The following is a 17945-nucleotide window of genomic DNA, read 5'->3' as shown; positions in this document are numbered from 1 at the left end:
CTCAAATGGCTTTTACAAGGTTGTGATCTAGAAATTACTCTTCGGTCTTGACCGCTATGTCTGTAAAATAGAGGCGAAACTTTTCGTCAGCAGTTTTATGGTCTGAAGCGATTTTAACGCCGTTATAATCCTCATAATCTTCCCAGGTAGTTACCATAGAAAATTCGGAAACATTTCCTCTTCTGAAGATCCATTCACGTACCATATACTCGTCGTCATAAAAGAAATCGTAAGCATCTCCCGGAGTGTAGCCACCCTCGCCACCGTAGGTAAGTGTGATCTTGTGCATCAAGGTTTTACTAAGCGGAGACGTGGCAGTATCCTGAACGCTTAGCTGGGTGTTTTCTTTATCCCAAACCAAATGCATAGGCGCCAGCAACCAGTAGGAATCGTTGATAAACGCTTTATCTGCATTCATACTCGTGCTGTCAACCGTTGCACGGTTAAAGCTCACGGTATCCTGAGCGGTCATCATGGTGATGTCCTGACTTTTGGGTTCCCAGATCCACGATTTTTCAAAGTGTTCATCGCCGCGATCTACGTTAAAGGTAAACTGTAGCTCTTTAACCTTATCCCAATTGGCAAGACCGTTAGCCTCTGCGATTTTATAGGCCACTTCCTGCTCTGCAGTGCGGGGTTCTTCAACCACTTCTACAACTTCAACAGATTCTTCCGTTTCGGCTTTAGGTTCATTTTTGCAAGCGATACAAGCCGCAAGACCTGCAAGACTGAGTAGTAATTTTTTCATAGTGTGTAAATTAGTAAATTCAAAAATACGAAGCTTAGGCTTTGTATTGTATAAGTTAGCTTTATATTTTAAGATAGTATTCCAGGCGATGGTGTTGTAAAATGAATGTAAGTTTTACATCTATAACCGACTAGTATTACCAAATCAATTGGATTCTGATTGGTTATCAGGATTCTTAATTTTAAATCTCAATTCTCATGAAAGCAGTTCTTCATAAAGCCGATACCCGTGGCGATGCCAATCACGGCTGGTTACACAGTAAGCATACCTTTAGTTTCGCTAATTATTACGATCCGCAGCGGATGAATTTTGGTGTTTTGCGTGTGCTTAACGATGATAAGGTAAGTGGAGGTATGGGTTTTGGAACCCATCCGCATCAAAATATGGAAATCATTTCCATTCCGCTATCCGGTGATCTGGAGCATAAAGACAGTATGGGCAACACCACGGTGATAAAAGAAGGCGACATCCAGGTGATGAGCGCCGGTACCGGGGTTCAACATTCTGAATACAACAAAAATAAAGACGAGGAGGTTCGTTTCTTACAAATCTGGGTTATTCCAAATAAACAGAACGTCGAGCCGCGTTACGATCAGATTACGCTTGATAAAGCAGACCGAAAAAATAAACTGCAGCAGGTACTTTCGCCCAATAAAGAAGACGAAGGCGTATGGATTTATCAGGATGCCTGGTTTCATCTGACCGATCTTGAGTCGGGAAAAAGCTTAACCTACGACTTTAAAAAAGCTTCAAACGGACTCTATATTTTTGTTTTGGAAGGCAGTATCACAGCCGGCGAACAGAAACTGGAACGCCGCGATGGCCTTGGGATTTACGAGAGTAATCCTGTTGAACTGAAAGCTTCAGAGAATGCCTCGGTTTTATTTATGGAAGTTCCGCTTCAACTGGGTTAAGACGCATTTGGGGTGAAATTTTGACAGTTTTATTTGGGCGAAAGACTTCCGGATTCAAATGGTATTTTTTTTGTTTGGCTTATGCCAAAACTATTAATTAAACCTTATGATTATGGAAACACCCATTGAGTTAGAGTTAGTAGGAAAAAAGGGAGATATGTATGCCCTGAAATATCCGGGTTTACAGATTCCGATTCACGTAAATTTTGAACTGCTCGAAAAGTTCAGGAAGAGTACCGATTATTGTGTTCGGGAATCTGAAGACTTCAATTCTCATCCCGAGGAATCCTGGGTAGAGCCCAGGCAGGCATCCGGTTTACGCGCCTGAAATAGATTAAAAGAGATGCTGACTGCATCTCTTTTTTGTTGATAGAGCCAGGTCTTATTAGGAGCCCGATTTTATTCAAAAATTCATTTTTCTTTCTGCATTTCCTGTTACTTGACTTAAGGTCATTTAGTGGCCTTTTACGATATCGTTACCTTAAGAAAACAGGCTGTAGTTTTACCATTTTAATAACAACCTGACGCCCGTTATTGCTGCTACAAGCTGTAATTTTGCACTTGCAAATAAGTTATGACAAAACGTTTCACCACATCCTCGAGAAATCTCATTATCCTCATCCTGGGGACACTCATTGCTATAGGGCCTTTTTCTATAGATATGTACCTGCCGGGCTTTGCAAATGTTGCAGACGATTTTGGAGTTGATATCAGTAAAGTAGGTCTTACCCTGACCAGTTATTTAATTGGGATTGCCATTGGGCAGCTCGCGTATGGCCCGCTTATGGACCGTTTTGGAAGACGCCGTCCGCTCATAGGCGGATTGCTCTTATTTATCGCGACTTCGCTAATTTGTGCCTTTAGCTTCAACCTCAATATGCTCATCATCGCCCGCTTTTTTATGGCGCTGGGCGGTTGTGCGGGTATGGTAGCGTCTAAGGCTATTGTACGCGATCTATTTGAGAAGAAACAGGTGGCTGATGTCCTTTCAACGCTGATGCTCATTATGGGAGTTGCTCCTATAATCGCACCTACAGTGGGCGGTCTCGTCATTGCAGCTTTTGACTGGGAAGCCGTATTTTTTATTCTGGCGACTTTTGCTGTGATCATGCTGTTGCTGATTACCTATGTTTTGCCCGAAAGTGCGAAGCCCAACAAGGCGACCAGCTTGAAGCCCAAAAAAATTGTACGCGAATATATTTCGATACTGAAAAACCGGGAATTCTTCATTTTTGCGATGACCCGTGGTTTTACAATGGGTTGTCTGCTGGCTTACGTAAGTAGCGCTCCTTTTGTGTTTATTGAATATTTCGGGCTTACTGAGCAGCACTTTGGGTGGGTTTTTGGAAGTAATGCCCTGGGATTAATTCTGGGTAGTCAACTGAATCGTCTGGCATTAAAACGCTATTCGCTGTTGCAAATTACCACAGCCACTTGTGTCGCGCTAAGCGTATTGACCGGTTTAGGTTTAGCCATAAGTTTCGTCGCTATTCAATTCTGGATTGTATATCCGTTTCTATTTTCGATGCTGTTTTTAGTAGGATTTCAAAATCCAAATGTCACGGCTTTGTCGCTAGACCCTTTCAACAAGCAGGCGGGTAGTGCCTCGGCATTAGTGGGAAGTATAGGAATGATTTTTGGCTCAGTGGCCAGTATTCTGGTATCTCAACTGGTGACTGAAAGTATCATCCCATTACTTTATATCTTATTTGGAAGCGCTTTATGCAGCCTGACTTTGATAATCTATTATCGAAATAAAAATAAAACTGTGCAATTGCAGACTTCCTGATGTTTACCCGGGTAGCGGTACATACGTATCGTCTCCTGAAACTTCGGGAAATTCCCGGTCTTTCCACTGCTGCTTAGCTTCTTCAATGCGCTCTTTTGAGGTGGCGACAAAATTCCAGTAAATGTGGCGTTCTTCTTCAAAAGGTTTTCCGCCAAAAAGAAATACGTGAGCTCCTTTAAGGAGTTTGATTTTACACACTTCATCCGTTTTACTTACCAGCATATGACCGGCAGTAAAGATTTCGCCGCAGGCTTCAACCTCGCCAGAAACCAGAGTAACCGCAATTTCACCTTCCAGCTTACCGGCAATGTCGAGTTTGTGATCCTCTTCGGCTTTTATTTCGATCATAAACAGATCTGAATGTACCGGCACCGGACTCGTTTTACCATAACCCTTACCGGCGATAAGCTTGTATTCTGCAGTGTTTTCGCGCCAGCGTGGTAAAACTTCAGCCTCTATGTGATGAAAGGCCGGCTCGGTATGTTCGAGTTTTTTGGGTAAGGCTACCCAAATCTGATAGCCGTGCATGGTAAATACATGGCCATCACGCATATCTTTAGGGGTACGTTCGGTATGCACCACACCCTTACCGGCGACCATCCAGTTAACAGAACCGGGTTTGATGCGCTGATAAGTGCCTATGCTGTCTTCGTGCATGAGTTCGCCTTCAATAAGATACGTAAGGGTAGAAAGCCCAATGTGTGGATGCTGATCTACATCCATATACGAATCGGGTCCCAGTTGGTTAGGCCCCATATGATCTATAAAAATAAAGGGGCCTACCATTCTTTTCTTGCGAAAAGGCAGCAATCTTCCCACTAAAAAGTCGCCGATATCCCGGGCGCGCTCTTCGATTATTAATCCTGTATTAGACAATTTTTTGATTTATTAGCGTTATAAACTGAAATAGTATTATTTTGAAAGTTAAGAAATAAGCTGAATTCACTTGTCAATTTAAGCCTATTTCTACGCCCCCTAATCTGCGATCATACAAGTGCTTCAACCTAAAGGGTTTTGAGGGGATAGCCCTATTCGGGTTACACTCAAAATAAGATTTTAGTTCAATCAGAACTCTGGGAGTAAACACCCCTGGGTTCCTAGTTTAAACCGGCATTTTATGATTTTTCGAATTTTTACAATATTAAGCAGCTTTTTTATTTTGGGTCTGCATACAGTTGCGGCACAGACTACTTACGATCTGGGTTTATATCTGGGTGGAGTTAATTATTACGGTGAAATTGGAAAAAAGGCGTTTGTCGCTCCTAATCGGGCATTTTTTGGCGTGATTGGCAAGATGAATTTTACTGAAAGTCTCAGCGCACGGGCCAGCGTTACCTATCTCACGCTTGCTGATAACGACCGGGACGCCAATGATGGTTTTCGTGGAAACGGGAGAAATCAGAACCTGTATTATTCTTTTGAGCATACCAATATTGAAGCTGCAGTAGCCCTTGAGTTTGTGCCTTTTTCGTTTTTTAAAAACAAACCCAATCCCATTGATTTTTACATTTACGGAGGTGTGGGAGCTATTTATGGTGATGAGGGGTATTACCCATTATCCAACGGTTTTGAGGATGTGGAGTCTGTAGTCTACGGCACCCGTACCCGGCTCACCTTACCTATGGGTGCCGGATTCAAAACTTTTGTGGGACGCAATTTTATGCTGGGGATTGAACTGGCGCCAAGGTACAGTCTGAATGACAATCTGGATGGTTCTTTTCCCGATGATGAGCGCGTAGAAGCTAATCGTCTTCCCAATTTTGAGAATAACGACTGGTACACGTTTATAGGTCTTACGCTAACCTACCGTTTTGGTAAAGGAAGTGATGCGTATTGCGATTGTACGCTGTAAACTTTAAGCAACAGCGTTTGATTTTCTGTTTGCGGTAAGAGTATCTTTGCAGTATGGCAAAAGGCTTAAGTAGTATTCAGGATCAAAAGAAAACCAGCGTCAGGACTTCCTTTCAGGCGCTGCGGTTCATCCCCCGCTTTTTTAAAGAAATATGGAGTGTTAGTCCGCCTCTGTTTTTGACCAATCTGTTTTGCAGATTGATCAATGCCTTTTCTCCGGTAGTGATTCTTTGGGTAGGAAAGCTCATCATTGACGAGATCATCGCTCAGGTAGCCGCTACAAATCCCGATTACACAAGCTTATGGAATTATGTGCTGTTGGAGTTTGGTATCGTAATCCTGTCTGATATTTTAAATCGCCTTACCGGGATTACCGATGGATTGCTGGGCGACCGCTATAACATCGCGTCTTCCGAAAAGATGATACGCAAGACCAGTAAAATTGATATTGGTCAGCTTGAAGATTCTGAATTTTACGATAAGCTGGAGCGCGCCCGCCAGCAAACTCAGGGCAGGGTAGGGCTTATGAGCACCGCGCTGGCTCAGGCACAAAGCACCATTTCTATAGGCACACTCATCGCGGGGCTTATTTACTTTCAGCCTATCTTAATCGTCTTGCTTGCGCTAAGTATTATCCCCTTATTTATAAATGAAATTCGCTTCAGCGGGCAGCAATATTCAATTTCCAGAAGCTGGACAGCCGAAAGGCGTGAACTCGACTACCTGCGGTACATCGGGGCAAATGATAAAACGGCAAAAGAGATCAAACTCTTCGGTCTTACTGATTTTATTGCCAAACGCTTTAGAAACCTGAGCGAGCAATATTTCGAAATCAATAAAAGGCTGACCATAAAACGTAGCGCTTATAGTGCCGGTTTTAATGTTTTGGGAGTAGTTTGCTATTATGGGGCTTATTTGGTTATTATTCGCAGTGTTTTAGTGGGTGAAATTACCATTGGTGAGCTCACCTTCCTTTCCGCTTCATTTAACCGCCTGCGCACCGGTCTGCAAACCTTTTTCACCAACTTTACGCGTATTACCGAAAGCGCCTTGTATCTTAAGGACTATTTCGATTTTATCGATTTAAAAATAGCCGATGAGGACCGGGAGTTTTTGGCCCTGCCAAAAGAGATACATACCGGTTTTGAAATCAGGGATTTGCATTTTGCCTATCCCGGAAGCGATCACGAGGTGTTGAAAGGTGTGAGTTTTAAATTGAATGCCGGTGAGAAGATGGCCTTTGTAGGTCAAAACGGTGCCGGTAAAACCACGCTCATTAAGCTGATGCTACGCTTCTATGAGCCTACTCAGGGCGAAATTTTACTGGATGGAATAAATATCAATAACTACGATAAGGCGGCCTATCAGCAGTTTTTTGGGGTGATTTTTCAGGATTTCTTTCGCTATGAATTTACGCTTCGCGAAAACATTGCTGTAGGCGATATTTTGGCCGTACAGGATGATGCGCGTATTGTAAATGCGGCACAATTGAGTCTGGCCAATGAAGTGATTGAAACCTTGCAGCACGGCTACGATACGCAACTGGGTAAGCGCTTTAAACAGGGCCAGGAGCTTTCGGGCGGACAGTGGCAGAAAGTGGCTCTGGCGCGGGCGTATATGAAAGATGCCAAAGTAATGGTCCTTGACGAGCCTACATCGGCTCTAGACGCTAAAGCCGAGTATGAAGTTTTTGAGCGCTTTATAGATTTGACCAAAGGAAAAACCAGCATCATCATTTCGCACCGTTTCAGTACCGTGCGAATGGCAGACCGTATTTTGGTTTTACAACACGGAAAAATACTCGAACTGGGCACGCACGAAGAACTGATGCAGAAACCTAGGCTTTACGCCGAATTGTTCAACCTTCAGGCGCAGGGGTATAAATAGGAGTTCTTAGTTAAGAGTGATGAGTTCTGAGTTTTTTTGTTTCAAGGATTTAGCGCAATGCATTACATTCTGTATTTACGGTTTATAAATAGAAGACCTGAGTTAAGAGTGATGAGTTCTGAGTTAAAACTTTATAACTCAGCATTCAGCACTCTGCACTCTTAAAGCGCATTCGCGCTGAGACCACCATCTACCTGAAGATTTTGTCCGGTGATAAACGAAGCTTTATCCATGGCAAGAAACGCGATGGTATTTGCCATTTCTTCGGGTTCTGCAAAGCGTTTCATGGGAGTGCGTTCCACGATTTTTTCATAGCGTTCCTTTTGATCCATAACTTCCTGAACTAAAGGCGTAGCGGTATACCAGGGAGAAACCGCATTAACACGAATGTTGTGGGCTGCCCACTCGCTTGCCAGACTTCGCGTTTCCTGAATTAGACCTGCTTTTGACATCGCGTAGGGCGTGCCGCTTTTTACATCCTGCGACCCGGCAACAGATGCCACATTGATCACAGATGCCTGAGTACTGCGTTTGAGCAAAGCGAAAAATTTACGGGTAAGTTCAAAAGGAGCGATGAGGTTTACTTCCAGGATCTTGCGGTATTCTTCAGGCTCATAAATGTGAGCCTCTTTTCGAATATTGGTACCGGCATTGTTCACCAGAATATCAAGCGTACCGCTGCGCTGAAATACAAAATCGGTGAGTTTATCCTGATCGTCTTCGTTAGTAACATCACCGGCCATACCTGATGCGATATAGCCTGCCTCGCTAAGTTCCTGTTCTAAAGCTGCAACTTCAGCACCATTACGGGCGGTAAAAATGACTTTGGCACCCAGTCTTGCAAATTCCATCACCGTTGCCCGGCCTATCCCTTTAGTTCCGCCTGTAATCAGAGCGGTTTTTCCTTCTAAATTCCACATAAATCAAAAAAATGCTTTCCGGCAAAACTACAAAGTCTCCTAGGCTTTGCCCGCCAAAATGCTGAAAAATCTTTCCGATACGGCATTAAAAAAACCTGCCGGACAGGCAGGTTTTCATTGGCGCCGCCAGGGGGATTAATCCCATCGGGCTTGCCTAAAAAGTAAAATTTATTTTTAACTAACACCCTTAGGCCTTAACTCAGGTAGTTTGCCAAAATATAGTTCTTATAATTAAAAATCAAAATTGTTGGGATCGGGCCCTATGCGCTCACCTTTATCTAGGGCGTTTATGGTTTGAATATCTTCTTCACTAAGTTCGAAATCAAAGACATCAGCATTACTTTCTATATGATCTTTCGAGGTCGACTTAGGAATGGTAATGACTCCGTTTTGCAAGTCCCAACGTATAACCACCTGTGCCGGGGTTTTGTCATACTTCTCACCAATTTTTTTCAAGGTTTCGTTTTTGAAGGCTTTACCCTGCATCAGCGGAGACCAGGCTTCATATTGGATGTCGTTTTCAGCACAGAATTTTTGCAAGTCTTCCTGAACCAACCAGGGGTGAAATTCCAATTGGTCAACCATTGGTCTTACCTCGCAGTCTTTCATTAAGTCTATAAGCTGATGTTCTAAAAAGTTACTTACGCCGATAGCTTTAATTTTTCCTTCTTTATACAGTTTTTCCATCGCTCTCCAGGTGTCCTTGTATTTGCCCTCAACAGGCCAGTGAATAAGGTAGAGATCCAAATAATCTATATCTAAACGCTGTAGTGTTTTCTCAAAGGCTTTTAAGGTACTTTCATAACCCTGATCGCTGTTCCATAATTTACTGGTAATGAACAGGTCTTTACGTGCAACACTACTTTCTTTTATGGCCTTGCCTACACCCTCTTCATTATCATAGGCTTTTGCGGTATCAATGTGGCGGTAACCGGCCTCAATTGCCCATTTTACGGCATTTATGACTTCTTCGCCGTCTTCGGCTTTCCAGACACCAAGACCTAAATAGGGCATTTTGTAGCCATTATTGAGTTCCCAGGTTCCCTGTAAATTGGTAATCGGTTTTGTTGTGATTTCAGTATTCATAATTCTTTGTTTTTATTTAAAGTTAACCAGTACCTGAGGGAATCCAAAGTCATTTAACCCATATTAACTCCCGTTTGTTAAGGCTTTTTAAAAATTTGAGGCATAAAAAAAGCCGCTATAAAAGCGGCTTTTATGATTAGGGTCTTATTCTTTAATCAACAGCATCTTCCATGGCGTCTCCTACATCATCTGCAGCGTCTTCCACTTTGTCTTCGGTTGATTCACGGCAACTGTAGAGCGTTGTTGCCAGCGTACCCATCAGGGCGAAAATTAAAATAAAACGTTTCATAATTTTTGGTTGTTTAGTTAAAGACGTCTGCCTGTGGCCAACTTGTAAAGTATTGCAATTACCGCAAGTACTAACAAGATGTGGATTAAACTTCCTACAGATTCGCCGAAGCCAAAAAAGCCAACAAGCCATCCGATAATTAAGATCACCACAATAAGCCAAATAATATCTCTCATAGTTATAAATATATTGGTTAGTTAACTAAAAGTACTCTATGAAAGTGATGTGGCAAATGCGCTTAACATCGAATTAACTTGAAAATCAGAAGTTTTGAGGATTCTTTATGATTTCTTGCGCTCTATCGACCAGGGCCTCCAAATCCTTCTGATCTTTCTTCTCCAGCATACTCATCATCATATTCATACGCTGATTATCTTTAAAAAATTCCTGCTTTTCGTAGAGAAAATTCCAGTATAAACTGTTGAAGGGACAGGCATTATCTCCGGTTTTCTTGGAAACGCTGTAGGCACAGTCGCCGCAATAATTACTCATTTTATTGATGTAGCTTCCGCTGGAGACGTAAGGTTTTGTGGCCACCAGGCCACCGTCTGCAAACTGACTCATGCCCCGGGTATTGGTGATTTCAACCCATTCAATAGCATCAATATAGATGCCCAGATACCATTCATCTACTTCATCAGGATGGGTTTGTGTAAGCAGCGCATAATTGCCCGTAATCATAAGTCGCTGTATGTGATGCGCATAAGCATGGTCGAGACTTTGCTTGATGGCGTGGCGCATGCAGTTCATTTTCGTGTCTGCTGTCCAGTAAAAATCAGGAAGCTTATTTTGGTTGTCAAGTTTGTTGCTACGTCTGTAACCCGGCATTTTCATCCAGTACATCCCGCGCATATACTCACGCCAGCCTAAAATCTGGCGTACAAAACCTTCAACCTGACTGATGTCGATTTTGTCTTTATGTTCGCGCCAATGCGCGATTACTTTTTCAATTACTTCTTTGGGATGCAGCATCTTGCTGTTCATCGCAAAACTCAACCGGCTGTGAAAGAGGTAAATCTGATCGGGATCCATCGCATCTTGATAGTCGCCAAAGTGTACCAATAAATTTTCGCAGAAATAATTGAGAACACTCAGGCAATCGGGGCGGGAGGTAGGCCAGTTAAATGCCGATGCGTCAATATTGCCTATAGTTTTAATTCTTGCCTCTTCTATTTGCTCCAGGGTCTTGGAGACGTCTTTACGGAAACCGCGTTCATGGGGGATTTCAGGTGTACCTTTCCATTTTTTGCGATTGCTTTGGTCAAAATTCCATTTGCCACCCTCAGGATCTTTGTCGTTCACCATCATAATATCATATTTCTTACGCATATCGCGGTAGAAATATTCCATAGTGTAGGCTTTTTTTCCTTCGTAGAATTTTTCCAGATCGGTACGTGAAGTTAGAAAGTGTTCGGTATCAAAAGCTTCGGTTTCCAGATCGAGATCCTTGCAGAAGTTCTTCAGTTGCTCATCAAGCCGGTATTCATCCGGGAGTTGGTATTCAAACTTTTCGATATCGTGCGCCTTGATGAGTTTTTTGAGATTTTTGACCAAATCCTGTTCGTTATCCGGATGATCAATTTTAAAATAAATGACGCTTTTGCCGCGTTCTTCCAGCCATTCCGAGAAATTGCGCATCGACTCAAAAAACGCCACCACCTTTTGAATGTGATGCCTTACATAATCAGTTTCCTGGCGCATTTCGGCCATAAAGTAGATGATGTCGTTGTCGTCCTGATCGTACCAGGAATGTTTATGATTAAGTTGGTCTCCCAGAATGAGGCGTAAAGTTTTCAAAATCTTAAGTATTTAAATGAATCTCATTTGGCTCTTCCAAAAAATTAATCAAATAAGGTTTTAGCTAACCAGAGATCACGGTATTTGCGATCGCCATCGTAGCGGTCCGCCTGGCTTTCTATATTGAATTTACGATCGCGCGGATCATTGCCCACCCCGCTGTTATAAAGCCAGTTGCCATAATTGCTGTGCACGTCATAATCTATAAGCATACTCTCAAAATAGGCAGCGCCAATGCGCCAGTCCTGCTGCAGTTCTTTCGCCCAAAAACTCGCCACATTTTGCCTGCCGCGGTTGCTCATAAAGCCGGTTAGAGCGATTTCTTTCATATTGGCATTGACAAAATCATATTTGGTTCGCCCCTCAATCCATTCTTCGCGGGCAGCTTTAGTGGTGCTCCAGTGGTAGTCTTTGTCTAAAATACCGCTCAGATGGAAAATTTTATCACCGTGTTTAAGCGAAACATATTTAAAGAAATCCCGCCAGTAGAGTTCAAAAATCAGCCAGTAGGTGCTGTCGTTTTTAGTTTCTTCCTGTTCAAACTTTTTTACTTCGTAATAAATGGTTCGGGGCGAAATGCTTCCGTTTGCCAGCCATGCCGAAAGTTTAGAACTGTAATCTTTGCCCACCAGCCCATTACGCGTTTTTTTATAACGGGCTAAGTTTTTGGTCTCCCAAAAATAATTCTTCATCCGCTTCAACCCCTGAAGCGCTCCACCCTTGAATGGAAAAGCAGTACGCTCATCTACTTCAAAGGATTCTAAACCCAAATCTTCAAGTGATGGAATGGCTGTTGCTTCACCGAGTAGATTTTCTGGATTCAGAGGTTTAATCGCTACGGTCTTTCTAATGTCAGCCTGCTTCTCACATTTCTTCCGCCATTGGGTAAATACCTCTGGGATTTTATCAAAGGAAGAATAGGTCAGGTCATCGGGATGAATGAGAAACTGATCATAGGTTTCTACAAATGTCACCGAATTTGAACAATTGGCTTTTACTCCCTCAACAACCATACGCTCTTCAAAAGTCCATTCCTTTTGGAGGAACACGTTTTCAATCTTATAGTTTTTGATGATCTCAGGAAGTTTGGTTTCGGGTTCTTCAGCAAAGACCAGTAAGGAGATATTTAATTTTTCAAGCTCGCTACGAAGCTCCTGAACGGTTTCAATTAAAAACTGTGCCCTGTATTTTTCAGTTTTCTTAAACCCAAAACGGTCTGTTTTAAATTGTTTAGGGTCGAAAAAGTAAACAGCTATCAGCGGTTTTTCGCTTTGTGCAGCTTGAAATAGGCTGTTGTTATCCTGTGTTCTTAAGTCGTTTTTAAACCAGGCAATATTCATGTTTTTGATTTTGATCTGCGGCAGCGTTCGCTGCAGTATTTAACGTCGTCCCAGTTTTTCTCCCATTTTTTTCGCCACGTAAAAGGTTTGCCGCAGGTTGCACAAATTTTTTGAGGAAGGTTTGGTTTTTTATGAGCCAAGGTCAGAAAGGGATCTTACGTTTTCATCGGGCTTTGCGTAGGAAAAACGATTTAAAATCTGCGGAAGGGCATACCCGTCAAGTCCGTCAATGCAAACGGTTTGAGCTGTTTCCAGGTTGAGCCAGCCGTCTTCAGCCTGTATTTCTTTATCTACATAGATGTGCTTGATCGCGCCTATGATAAAGTGGCAATCGTTTTCTTTAATGAAATATTCATTTACAAATTCGCAGCCTAATTTCACCCTGCTTTGTTTTACATAAGGGGCTTTAAAACCATCCAAATATTCTTCATTAAGGAGTGTTTTGTCAAATTCAGAAACGCCGCCATCATACTTTGCAGATGTGCGATGGGCTTCTCTGATAAAGTTTTGATTGACATGGTTAACGGTAAAAACACCCATTTTTAAAATGTTGTCGTAGGTGTTGCGCTTAACCGTGTTGGGTCTTAAAATAAAACTGAGCAGGGGAGGGTTGCTTCCCAAATGCGTTACCGAACTGAAAATGGCAACATTAGTAATACCGTCTTCAGAAATGGTGCCCAAAAGGTTAGCAGATTTGAAGCCGGTACAACTGTTTATAAAATGGGCTCGATACCTTGAGGGTAGATTTTCAAGGTCTTGTGCATCATAATGTTTCATAAAAAAAGGGTCAATTTAGGAACTGACCCTTAAATTAGTTTATGTTTAAGCATTAAGCTGTTAACATTAAACGAAATAACATAACATTTAGATATTAGGCTTCCTGCTCCTTAGGTTCATAAGCCGGGTAATCTGTATAGCCTTTAGAACCCTGTGTATAGAATGTGTCCTGATCCCACTCAGCCATCGGAGCATTTAACGCAAAGCGCTGTGGTAAATCAGGGTTTGAAATAAACAGTTTACCAAAAGCGACCAGATCAGCATTTCCTTCTTCGATCACGGTATTACCGGTCTCCTGAGTAAAACCTGCGTTGATCATTAAGTTTCCTTTATAACGGGGACGATAGCGTTTAGCGATTTCGGTTACCAAAAAGTCAATGTCACTTACATCAGTAAAAGGTTCTGAAAGATGCAGATAGGCCAAATCATAATGGTTGAGGCGCTCAATAATATGATCAAAAGTAGGGATGGTTTCTTCGGTAGCTTCTATCCCGAACGTTCCGTTTAAGGAAGGATTAAGGCGCACGCCAATTCGGTTTTCAGGCCAGATTTCTTTTACTTTGTCTAGTGTTTCAAAGAAAAACCGCGCTCTGTTTTCAATGGAACCACCATATTGATCTTCTCTTAGATTGGATTTTTTATTAAAAAACTGATGGAATAAATAGCCGTTTGAACTGTGTATTTCGATTCCGTCAAAACCGGCTTCCTTTGCGTTTTTAGCGGCGTGTACAAATTCCTGTTGCGTTTCCGCAATCTCTTCAAGTGTCATTGCTTTAGGCTCAACCGTGTCTTTAAAACCTTGAGGCGTATAGGATTTTGCATTGGGATTTACGGCACTGGGAGCAAGTGGCTTTTCACCATTGTGAAAGTCGGGATGCGACATACGGCCTACGTGCCAAAGTTGAATAAATATTTTTCCGCCTTCTTCGTGCACGGCGTCTACTACTTTTTTCCAGCCTGCAACCTGAGCTTTATTATAAATTCCGGCAGTATGAATATATCCAACAGCGCGTTTAGAAACCTGAGATCCTTCAGTAATGATGAGACCGGCGCCGGCGCGCTGGGTATAGTATTCAACGTGTAAGTCAGTAGGAGCCGTGTCCGGATTGTCTGCCCGGCTTCGGGTCATAGGGGCCATAACGACTCTGTTTTTTAGGGTTATAGCGCCCAGGTTGTACGATTCTAGTAAGGGTTGATTCGTTTTCATAGTATAATTTTTATATAAGACAGAGCTTTATGGCCCTGTCAGGGTATTATATTTAGTAAGTCTAAAAATTAATACAGCCTGACAATACAGGCTGTTAAACGTTTGGTAAAATGAAAAAGAAGATCAGATATATACTGTGCTGTAAGTGCCTACCTTACCACTTACTAATAAAAAAAAGGGATAGACGTTTACATAAAACAGGTCTATCCCTGACGTTTTTCTAATTTAGTTTGTTTTAATCGTCAATATTCTGACGCATCTCCTGCTGGCGCATTGGCATTTGATCTATGGCTTCAAAAAATACCCGGGGCTCTGTATGCAGCGGTTTTTGAAGTTTAACCCCTCCATCTTTACCAATCAGCGTAATGCCTTCATAAGTTTGAGGGATGTTGTATTTTTTACGTAAAGGAGCAATGTGATAACTGGGAATCACTTTGAGATCTTTATCAAGTATCCTTCCTTTTGATAATGCGAAAAGCAGAATATTTCGGTCGTCAATTTTTTTAGAGGAGCTTTTAAAATTTTCCCACTGAGCTACGAAAGTCTCATCTTTCAGATTTTGGGTTGAAAACACCAGAATGCGATTGCGCCATTTGAGTTTTGAAAAATCTTCCTGAGCGGCAGCACTCATGGAGAACAGGACTAAGGCAAGGTTGGTAATGGTTTTCATTAGTGAGCGTTGTCTTTTAGAAGTTCTGGAAATTGTTTTTTAAATCGATTATAGCGTGGTATAGATACACCCTGAATATACGGATCTCCGGGATTTTTTTCTTCATAATCCTGATGGTAAGCTTCGGCTTTCCAAAATTCTCTGAAAGGTAAAACCTGAGTTACGATTTCACCATCAAAATCCTGTTTGTTTAATTGTTTTATGGTGTTTTCGATAATTTCTCGTTCCTGCTCATTTTGATAAAAAGCGATAGAGCGGTATTGCCTTCCGCGATCGGGTCCCTGGCGATTAAGCGTGGTGGGGTCGTGTGAGCCAAAAAATACCTTGACCAGTGTTTGATGACTTATAACTGAAGGATCGTAAAACACCTCTACTGCTTCGGCGTGATTGGTTTTACCATAACTTACCTGTCTGTATGTAGGGTTTTGCTCGGTGCCCCCGCTGTAACCGCTAATGACTTCATTTACGCCTTTAAGACTTTCAAATATGGCTTCTACACACCAAAAACAGCCACTTGCAAAATAGGCGCGCTGATAACCATTCACGGGTTGGGTTTGTACCGGCTCAAGCTGAGCCATTTGTCTATCTGCTTCATTTCCGGTGTTTGCATTCTTGCAGGAAACAAGCAAAATCGTAGCAGCTATAAAACTAAATAATCTCATGAGTTGGGAATTTCAATAAAATTAAAGGAATTCTCGTACGCAAGCTGCTAACAGCCTGTTAAACTAGCCGTATGGACATAAAAAAAGCCCCGAATGTCGGGGCTTTCAGTACTTTGATTTATGATGAATTAGATTTTTGCGAAAATCTCATTCATTTTTTCCTGCTCTTCTCGTGCAAGCTCCTCATCTACCAGAATACGACCACTGTGCTCGTCTGTGATGATTTTTTTGCGACCTGCAATTTCTACCTGTACCTGTGGAGGGATGGTAAAAAATGAACCACCTGAGGCACCACGCTCAATAGCAACTACTGCAAGACCGTTACGTACGTTAGAACGAATGCGCTTATAGGCTTTTACCAGACGCTCGTCAATAGTTTCTTCGTAGCTCTCGCTTTTAGCAAGCAAAGCTTCTTCTTCTTTCTGAGTTTCTGCCAGTATTTCTTCAAGTTCGTCTTTCTTGTGTTTCAGGTGAGCCTTACGCTCTTCAAGACGTTCTTTGGTAGTTTCGATTACTTCGTTTTTCTGCTCAATCTGTGCGCGGTACTCACGAATGTTTTTCTCTGCAAGCTGAATTTCCAGTTCCTGGAATTCGATTTCCTTGCTCAATGAGTTGTACTCACGGTTGTTACGTACATTCTTTTGTTGCTCAGAATATTTTTTGATCGCTGCTTTAGCGTCTTCAATCAAAATCTTCTTAGCCTTGATTTGATCATCTATAAGGCCTAATTCACCTCCTAATTTTTCAAGTCGGGTATTTAATCCCGCAACTTCATCTTCAAGATCTTCAACTTCCAAAGGAAGCTCTCCACGCACGTTGCGTATGGTGTCGACGCGTGAATGTATCAGCTGCAAATCGTATAATGCTCTGAGTTTTTCTTCTACGGTCGCTTCGTTCTTTTTTGCCATATTATAAATACTTAATAGGATTGGTGTTTTCTTCTGATAAAACGACTGCAAAATTAGTAAATTTTTTCGTAAGAAAGTCGGCCAGGATATTTTTTGTGTATTGTTCGCTTTCGTAGTGTCCTATATCCACCAACAGGATCTGATTTTCAGCCTGATAAAATTGATGATACTTTAAATCTGCCGTGATGTATGCGTCTGCTCCTGCGGCTTTTGCGGCATCAATGGCAAAGCTTCCGCTTCCACCCAAAACCGCTACGCGTTTCACTTCTTTGTGAAGCAAAGCAGAATGGCGAATTCCTTCCGCCTTAAAAGCCTTTTTTACCAGGTTTAGAAAAGTCTTTTCATCCAAAGCATTTGGCAAGCTGCCTATCATTCCCATCCCCAGATTTTGATTGCTGTTGTCTAAGCTTGTAACCTCAAAGGCCACTTCTTCATAGGGGTGTGCTTTAAACAATGCCGAAAGTACTTTTGACTCCAGCCGGGCTTCAAAGGTCAGATTGAGTTGCTTTTCAGCTTCGGTATGCAGCTGTCCTTTTTCACCAAGTGTTGGGTTGCTGTCAGCATTACCCTTAAATGTGCCTTCACCTTCAAGGCTGAAGCTGCACTCATCGTAATTGCCTATACTGCCCGCTCCTGCTTCAAAAAGCGCATTTCGAACCTGATCAAAAGACTTATGCGGAATGTAGGTGACCAGTTTTTTGATCGCTCCTTTTTTCGGGATTAGAATGTTACGATCCGTAAGATCAAGAGCGTCACACATGCCTTTGCTCACCCCGTGCGGAACGTTATCAAGCGCGGTATGAATGGCGTAAATGGCGATATCGTGCTGTATGGCTTTAAGTACTACCCGTTCCACGTAGTTTTTACCGGTGATTTTTTTGAGTCCGATAAAAATGATAGGGTGAAAACTTACAATAAGGTTGCATTTTTTGTCAATCGCTTCGTCTACGGTTTTTTCGAGCGTATCGAGGGTGACTAGGATTCCCGTGATTTCAGAATTGCGGTCACCAACCAGAAGTCCCACATTGTCAAAATCTTCGGCGTTAGCGAGCGGAGCGAAGTTTTCAAGCGCTTCAATAATTGTTTGTAGTTGCATAAAT

Annotated in this window: 19 protein-coding genes; 5 read left to right on the top strand and 14 right to left on the bottom strand. The window is 42.3% G+C overall.

All coding sequences use genetic code 11. From position 1 onward, the window contains the following. Window positions 1-34 precede the first annotated feature (34 nt). A complete protein-coding gene (locus tag CJ305_RS17125; protein WP_099647524.1) occupies window positions 35-748 on the bottom strand; it encodes a hypothetical protein in 714 nt (237 codons plus the stop codon). 197 nt (window positions 749-945) lie between these two features. Here CJ305_RS17125 and CJ305_RS17120 point away from each other — a divergent pair, with 197 nt between their 5' ends. From CJ305_RS17120 to CJ305_RS17110, 3 genes are all read left to right on the top strand, one after another. Next, window positions 946-1662: a pirin family protein gene (locus CJ305_RS17120; protein ID WP_099647523.1), complete on the top strand. Its 717-nt coding sequence runs from the start codon at window positions 946-948 to the stop codon at window positions 1660-1662. Between the two features lie 112 nt (window positions 1663-1774). Further along, entirely contained in the window at window positions 1775-1990 is a 216-nt protein-coding gene (locus tag CJ305_RS17115; protein WP_099647522.1) for a hypothetical protein, read from the top strand. A gap of 246 nt (window positions 1991-2236) precedes the next feature. Then, window positions 2237-3451 (top strand): multidrug effflux MFS transporter, encoded by a 1215-nt coding sequence (locus CJ305_RS17110; protein WP_099647521.1) that lies wholly within the window; start codon window positions 2237-2239, stop codon window positions 3449-3451. A gap of 3 nt (window positions 3452-3454) precedes the next feature. Here CJ305_RS17110 and CJ305_RS17105 read toward each other — a convergent pair whose 3' ends face one another. After that, window positions 3455-4327 (bottom strand): pirin family protein, encoded by an 873-nt coding sequence (locus CJ305_RS17105; RefSeq protein WP_099647520.1) that lies wholly within the window; start codon window positions 4325-4327, stop codon window positions 3455-3457. Between the two features lie 241 nt (window positions 4328-4568). Here CJ305_RS17105 and porG point away from each other — a divergent pair, with 241 nt between their 5' ends. Further along, complete coding sequence (gene porG / locus CJ305_RS17100; RefSeq protein ID WP_099647519.1) at window positions 4569-5303, top strand: type IX secretion system protein PorG; 735 nt, start codon at window positions 4569-4571, stop codon at window positions 5301-5303. Window positions 5304-5356: 53 nt separating this feature from the next. Continuing rightward, window positions 5357-7189 (top strand): ABC transporter ATP-binding protein, encoded by a 1833-nt coding sequence (locus CJ305_RS17095; RefSeq protein ID WP_099647518.1) that lies wholly within the window; start codon window positions 5357-5359, stop codon window positions 7187-7189. 161 nt (window positions 7190-7350) lie between these two features. Here the strand turns inward: CJ305_RS17095 and CJ305_RS17090 are convergent, their stop codons facing one another. The 12 genes from CJ305_RS17090 to CJ305_RS17040 form a co-directional block, all read right to left on the bottom strand. After that, window positions 7351-8109 carry an SDR family oxidoreductase gene (locus CJ305_RS17090; RefSeq protein WP_099647517.1) on the bottom strand — a complete coding sequence of 253 codons (759 nt, stop codon included), beginning with the start codon at window positions 8107-8109 and terminating at the stop codon, window positions 7351-7353. A 231-nt stretch (window positions 8110-8340) separates the two neighbouring features. Then, window positions 8341-9195, bottom strand: a complete 855-nt coding sequence (locus CJ305_RS17085; protein WP_099647516.1) for an aldo/keto reductase — start codon at window positions 9193-9195, stop codon at window positions 8341-8343. Window positions 9196-9501: 306 nt separating this feature from the next. Further along, window positions 9502-9660 (bottom strand): lmo0937 family membrane protein, encoded by a 159-nt coding sequence (locus tag CJ305_RS19325; RefSeq protein WP_143469410.1) that lies wholly within the window; start codon window positions 9658-9660, stop codon window positions 9502-9504. Window positions 9661-9745: 85 nt separating this feature from the next. Further along, the gene (locus tag CJ305_RS17080; protein ID WP_099647515.1) at window positions 9746-11281 is read right to left on the bottom strand and encodes a cryptochrome/photolyase family protein; all 1536 of its coding nucleotides are present in this window, start codon (window positions 11279-11281) and stop codon (window positions 9746-9748) included. Window positions 11282-11325: 44 nt separating this feature from the next. Beyond that, the gene (locus CJ305_RS17075; protein ID WP_099647514.1) at window positions 11326-12621 is read right to left on the bottom strand and encodes a DASH family cryptochrome; all 1296 of its coding nucleotides are present in this window, start codon (window positions 12619-12621) and stop codon (window positions 11326-11328) included. Next, window positions 12618-12761 carry a DUF2256 domain-containing protein gene (locus tag CJ305_RS17070; RefSeq protein WP_099647513.1) on the bottom strand — a complete coding sequence of 48 codons (144 nt, stop codon included), beginning with the start codon at window positions 12759-12761 and terminating at the stop codon, window positions 12618-12620. The genes CJ305_RS17075 and CJ305_RS17070 overlap by 4 nt, the downstream gene beginning before the upstream one ends. Continuing rightward, on the bottom strand, window positions 12751-13398 hold the full coding sequence (locus tag CJ305_RS17065) for a flavin reductase family protein (protein WP_099647512.1): 648 nt from the start codon (window positions 13396-13398) through the stop codon (window positions 12751-12753). Before CJ305_RS17065 ends, CJ305_RS17070 begins: the two co-directional genes overlap by 11 nt. A gap of 94 nt (window positions 13399-13492) precedes the next feature. Beyond that, complete coding sequence (locus CJ305_RS17060) at window positions 13493-14605, bottom strand: alkene reductase (protein WP_099647511.1); 1113 nt, start codon at window positions 14603-14605, stop codon at window positions 13493-13495. 235 nt (window positions 14606-14840) lie between these two features. Then, window positions 14841-15275 carry a DUF4174 domain-containing protein gene (locus CJ305_RS17055; protein ID WP_099647510.1) on the bottom strand — a complete coding sequence of 145 codons (435 nt, stop codon included), beginning with the start codon at window positions 15273-15275 and terminating at the stop codon, window positions 14841-14843. Continuing rightward, entirely contained in the window at window positions 15275-15937 is a 663-nt protein-coding gene (gene msrA / locus CJ305_RS17050) for a peptide-methionine (S)-S-oxide reductase MsrA (protein WP_189319481.1), read from the bottom strand. The genes CJ305_RS17055 and msrA overlap by 1 nt, the downstream gene beginning before the upstream one ends. Before the next feature lie 128 nt (window positions 15938-16065). After that, entirely contained in the window at window positions 16066-16845 is a 780-nt protein-coding gene (locus CJ305_RS17045) for a zinc ribbon domain-containing protein (protein ID WP_099647509.1), read from the bottom strand. A 1-nt stretch (window position 16846) separates the two neighbouring features. Continuing rightward, window positions 16847-17941, bottom strand: coding sequence for a Nif3-like dinuclear metal center hexameric protein (locus tag CJ305_RS17040; protein ID WP_099647508.1), 1095 nt, complete (start codon window positions 17939-17941; stop codon window positions 16847-16849). Window positions 17942-17945 lie beyond the last annotated feature (4 nt).

It is taken from the genome of Leeuwenhoekiella nanhaiensis (assembly GCF_002744755.1).
GTDB lineage: Bacteria > Bacteroidota > Bacteroidia > Flavobacteriales > Flavobacteriaceae > Leeuwenhoekiella > Leeuwenhoekiella nanhaiensis.
Note: the sequence above shows the minus strand (reverse complement) of the source record. Positions and strands in the feature narration are given on the sequence as shown.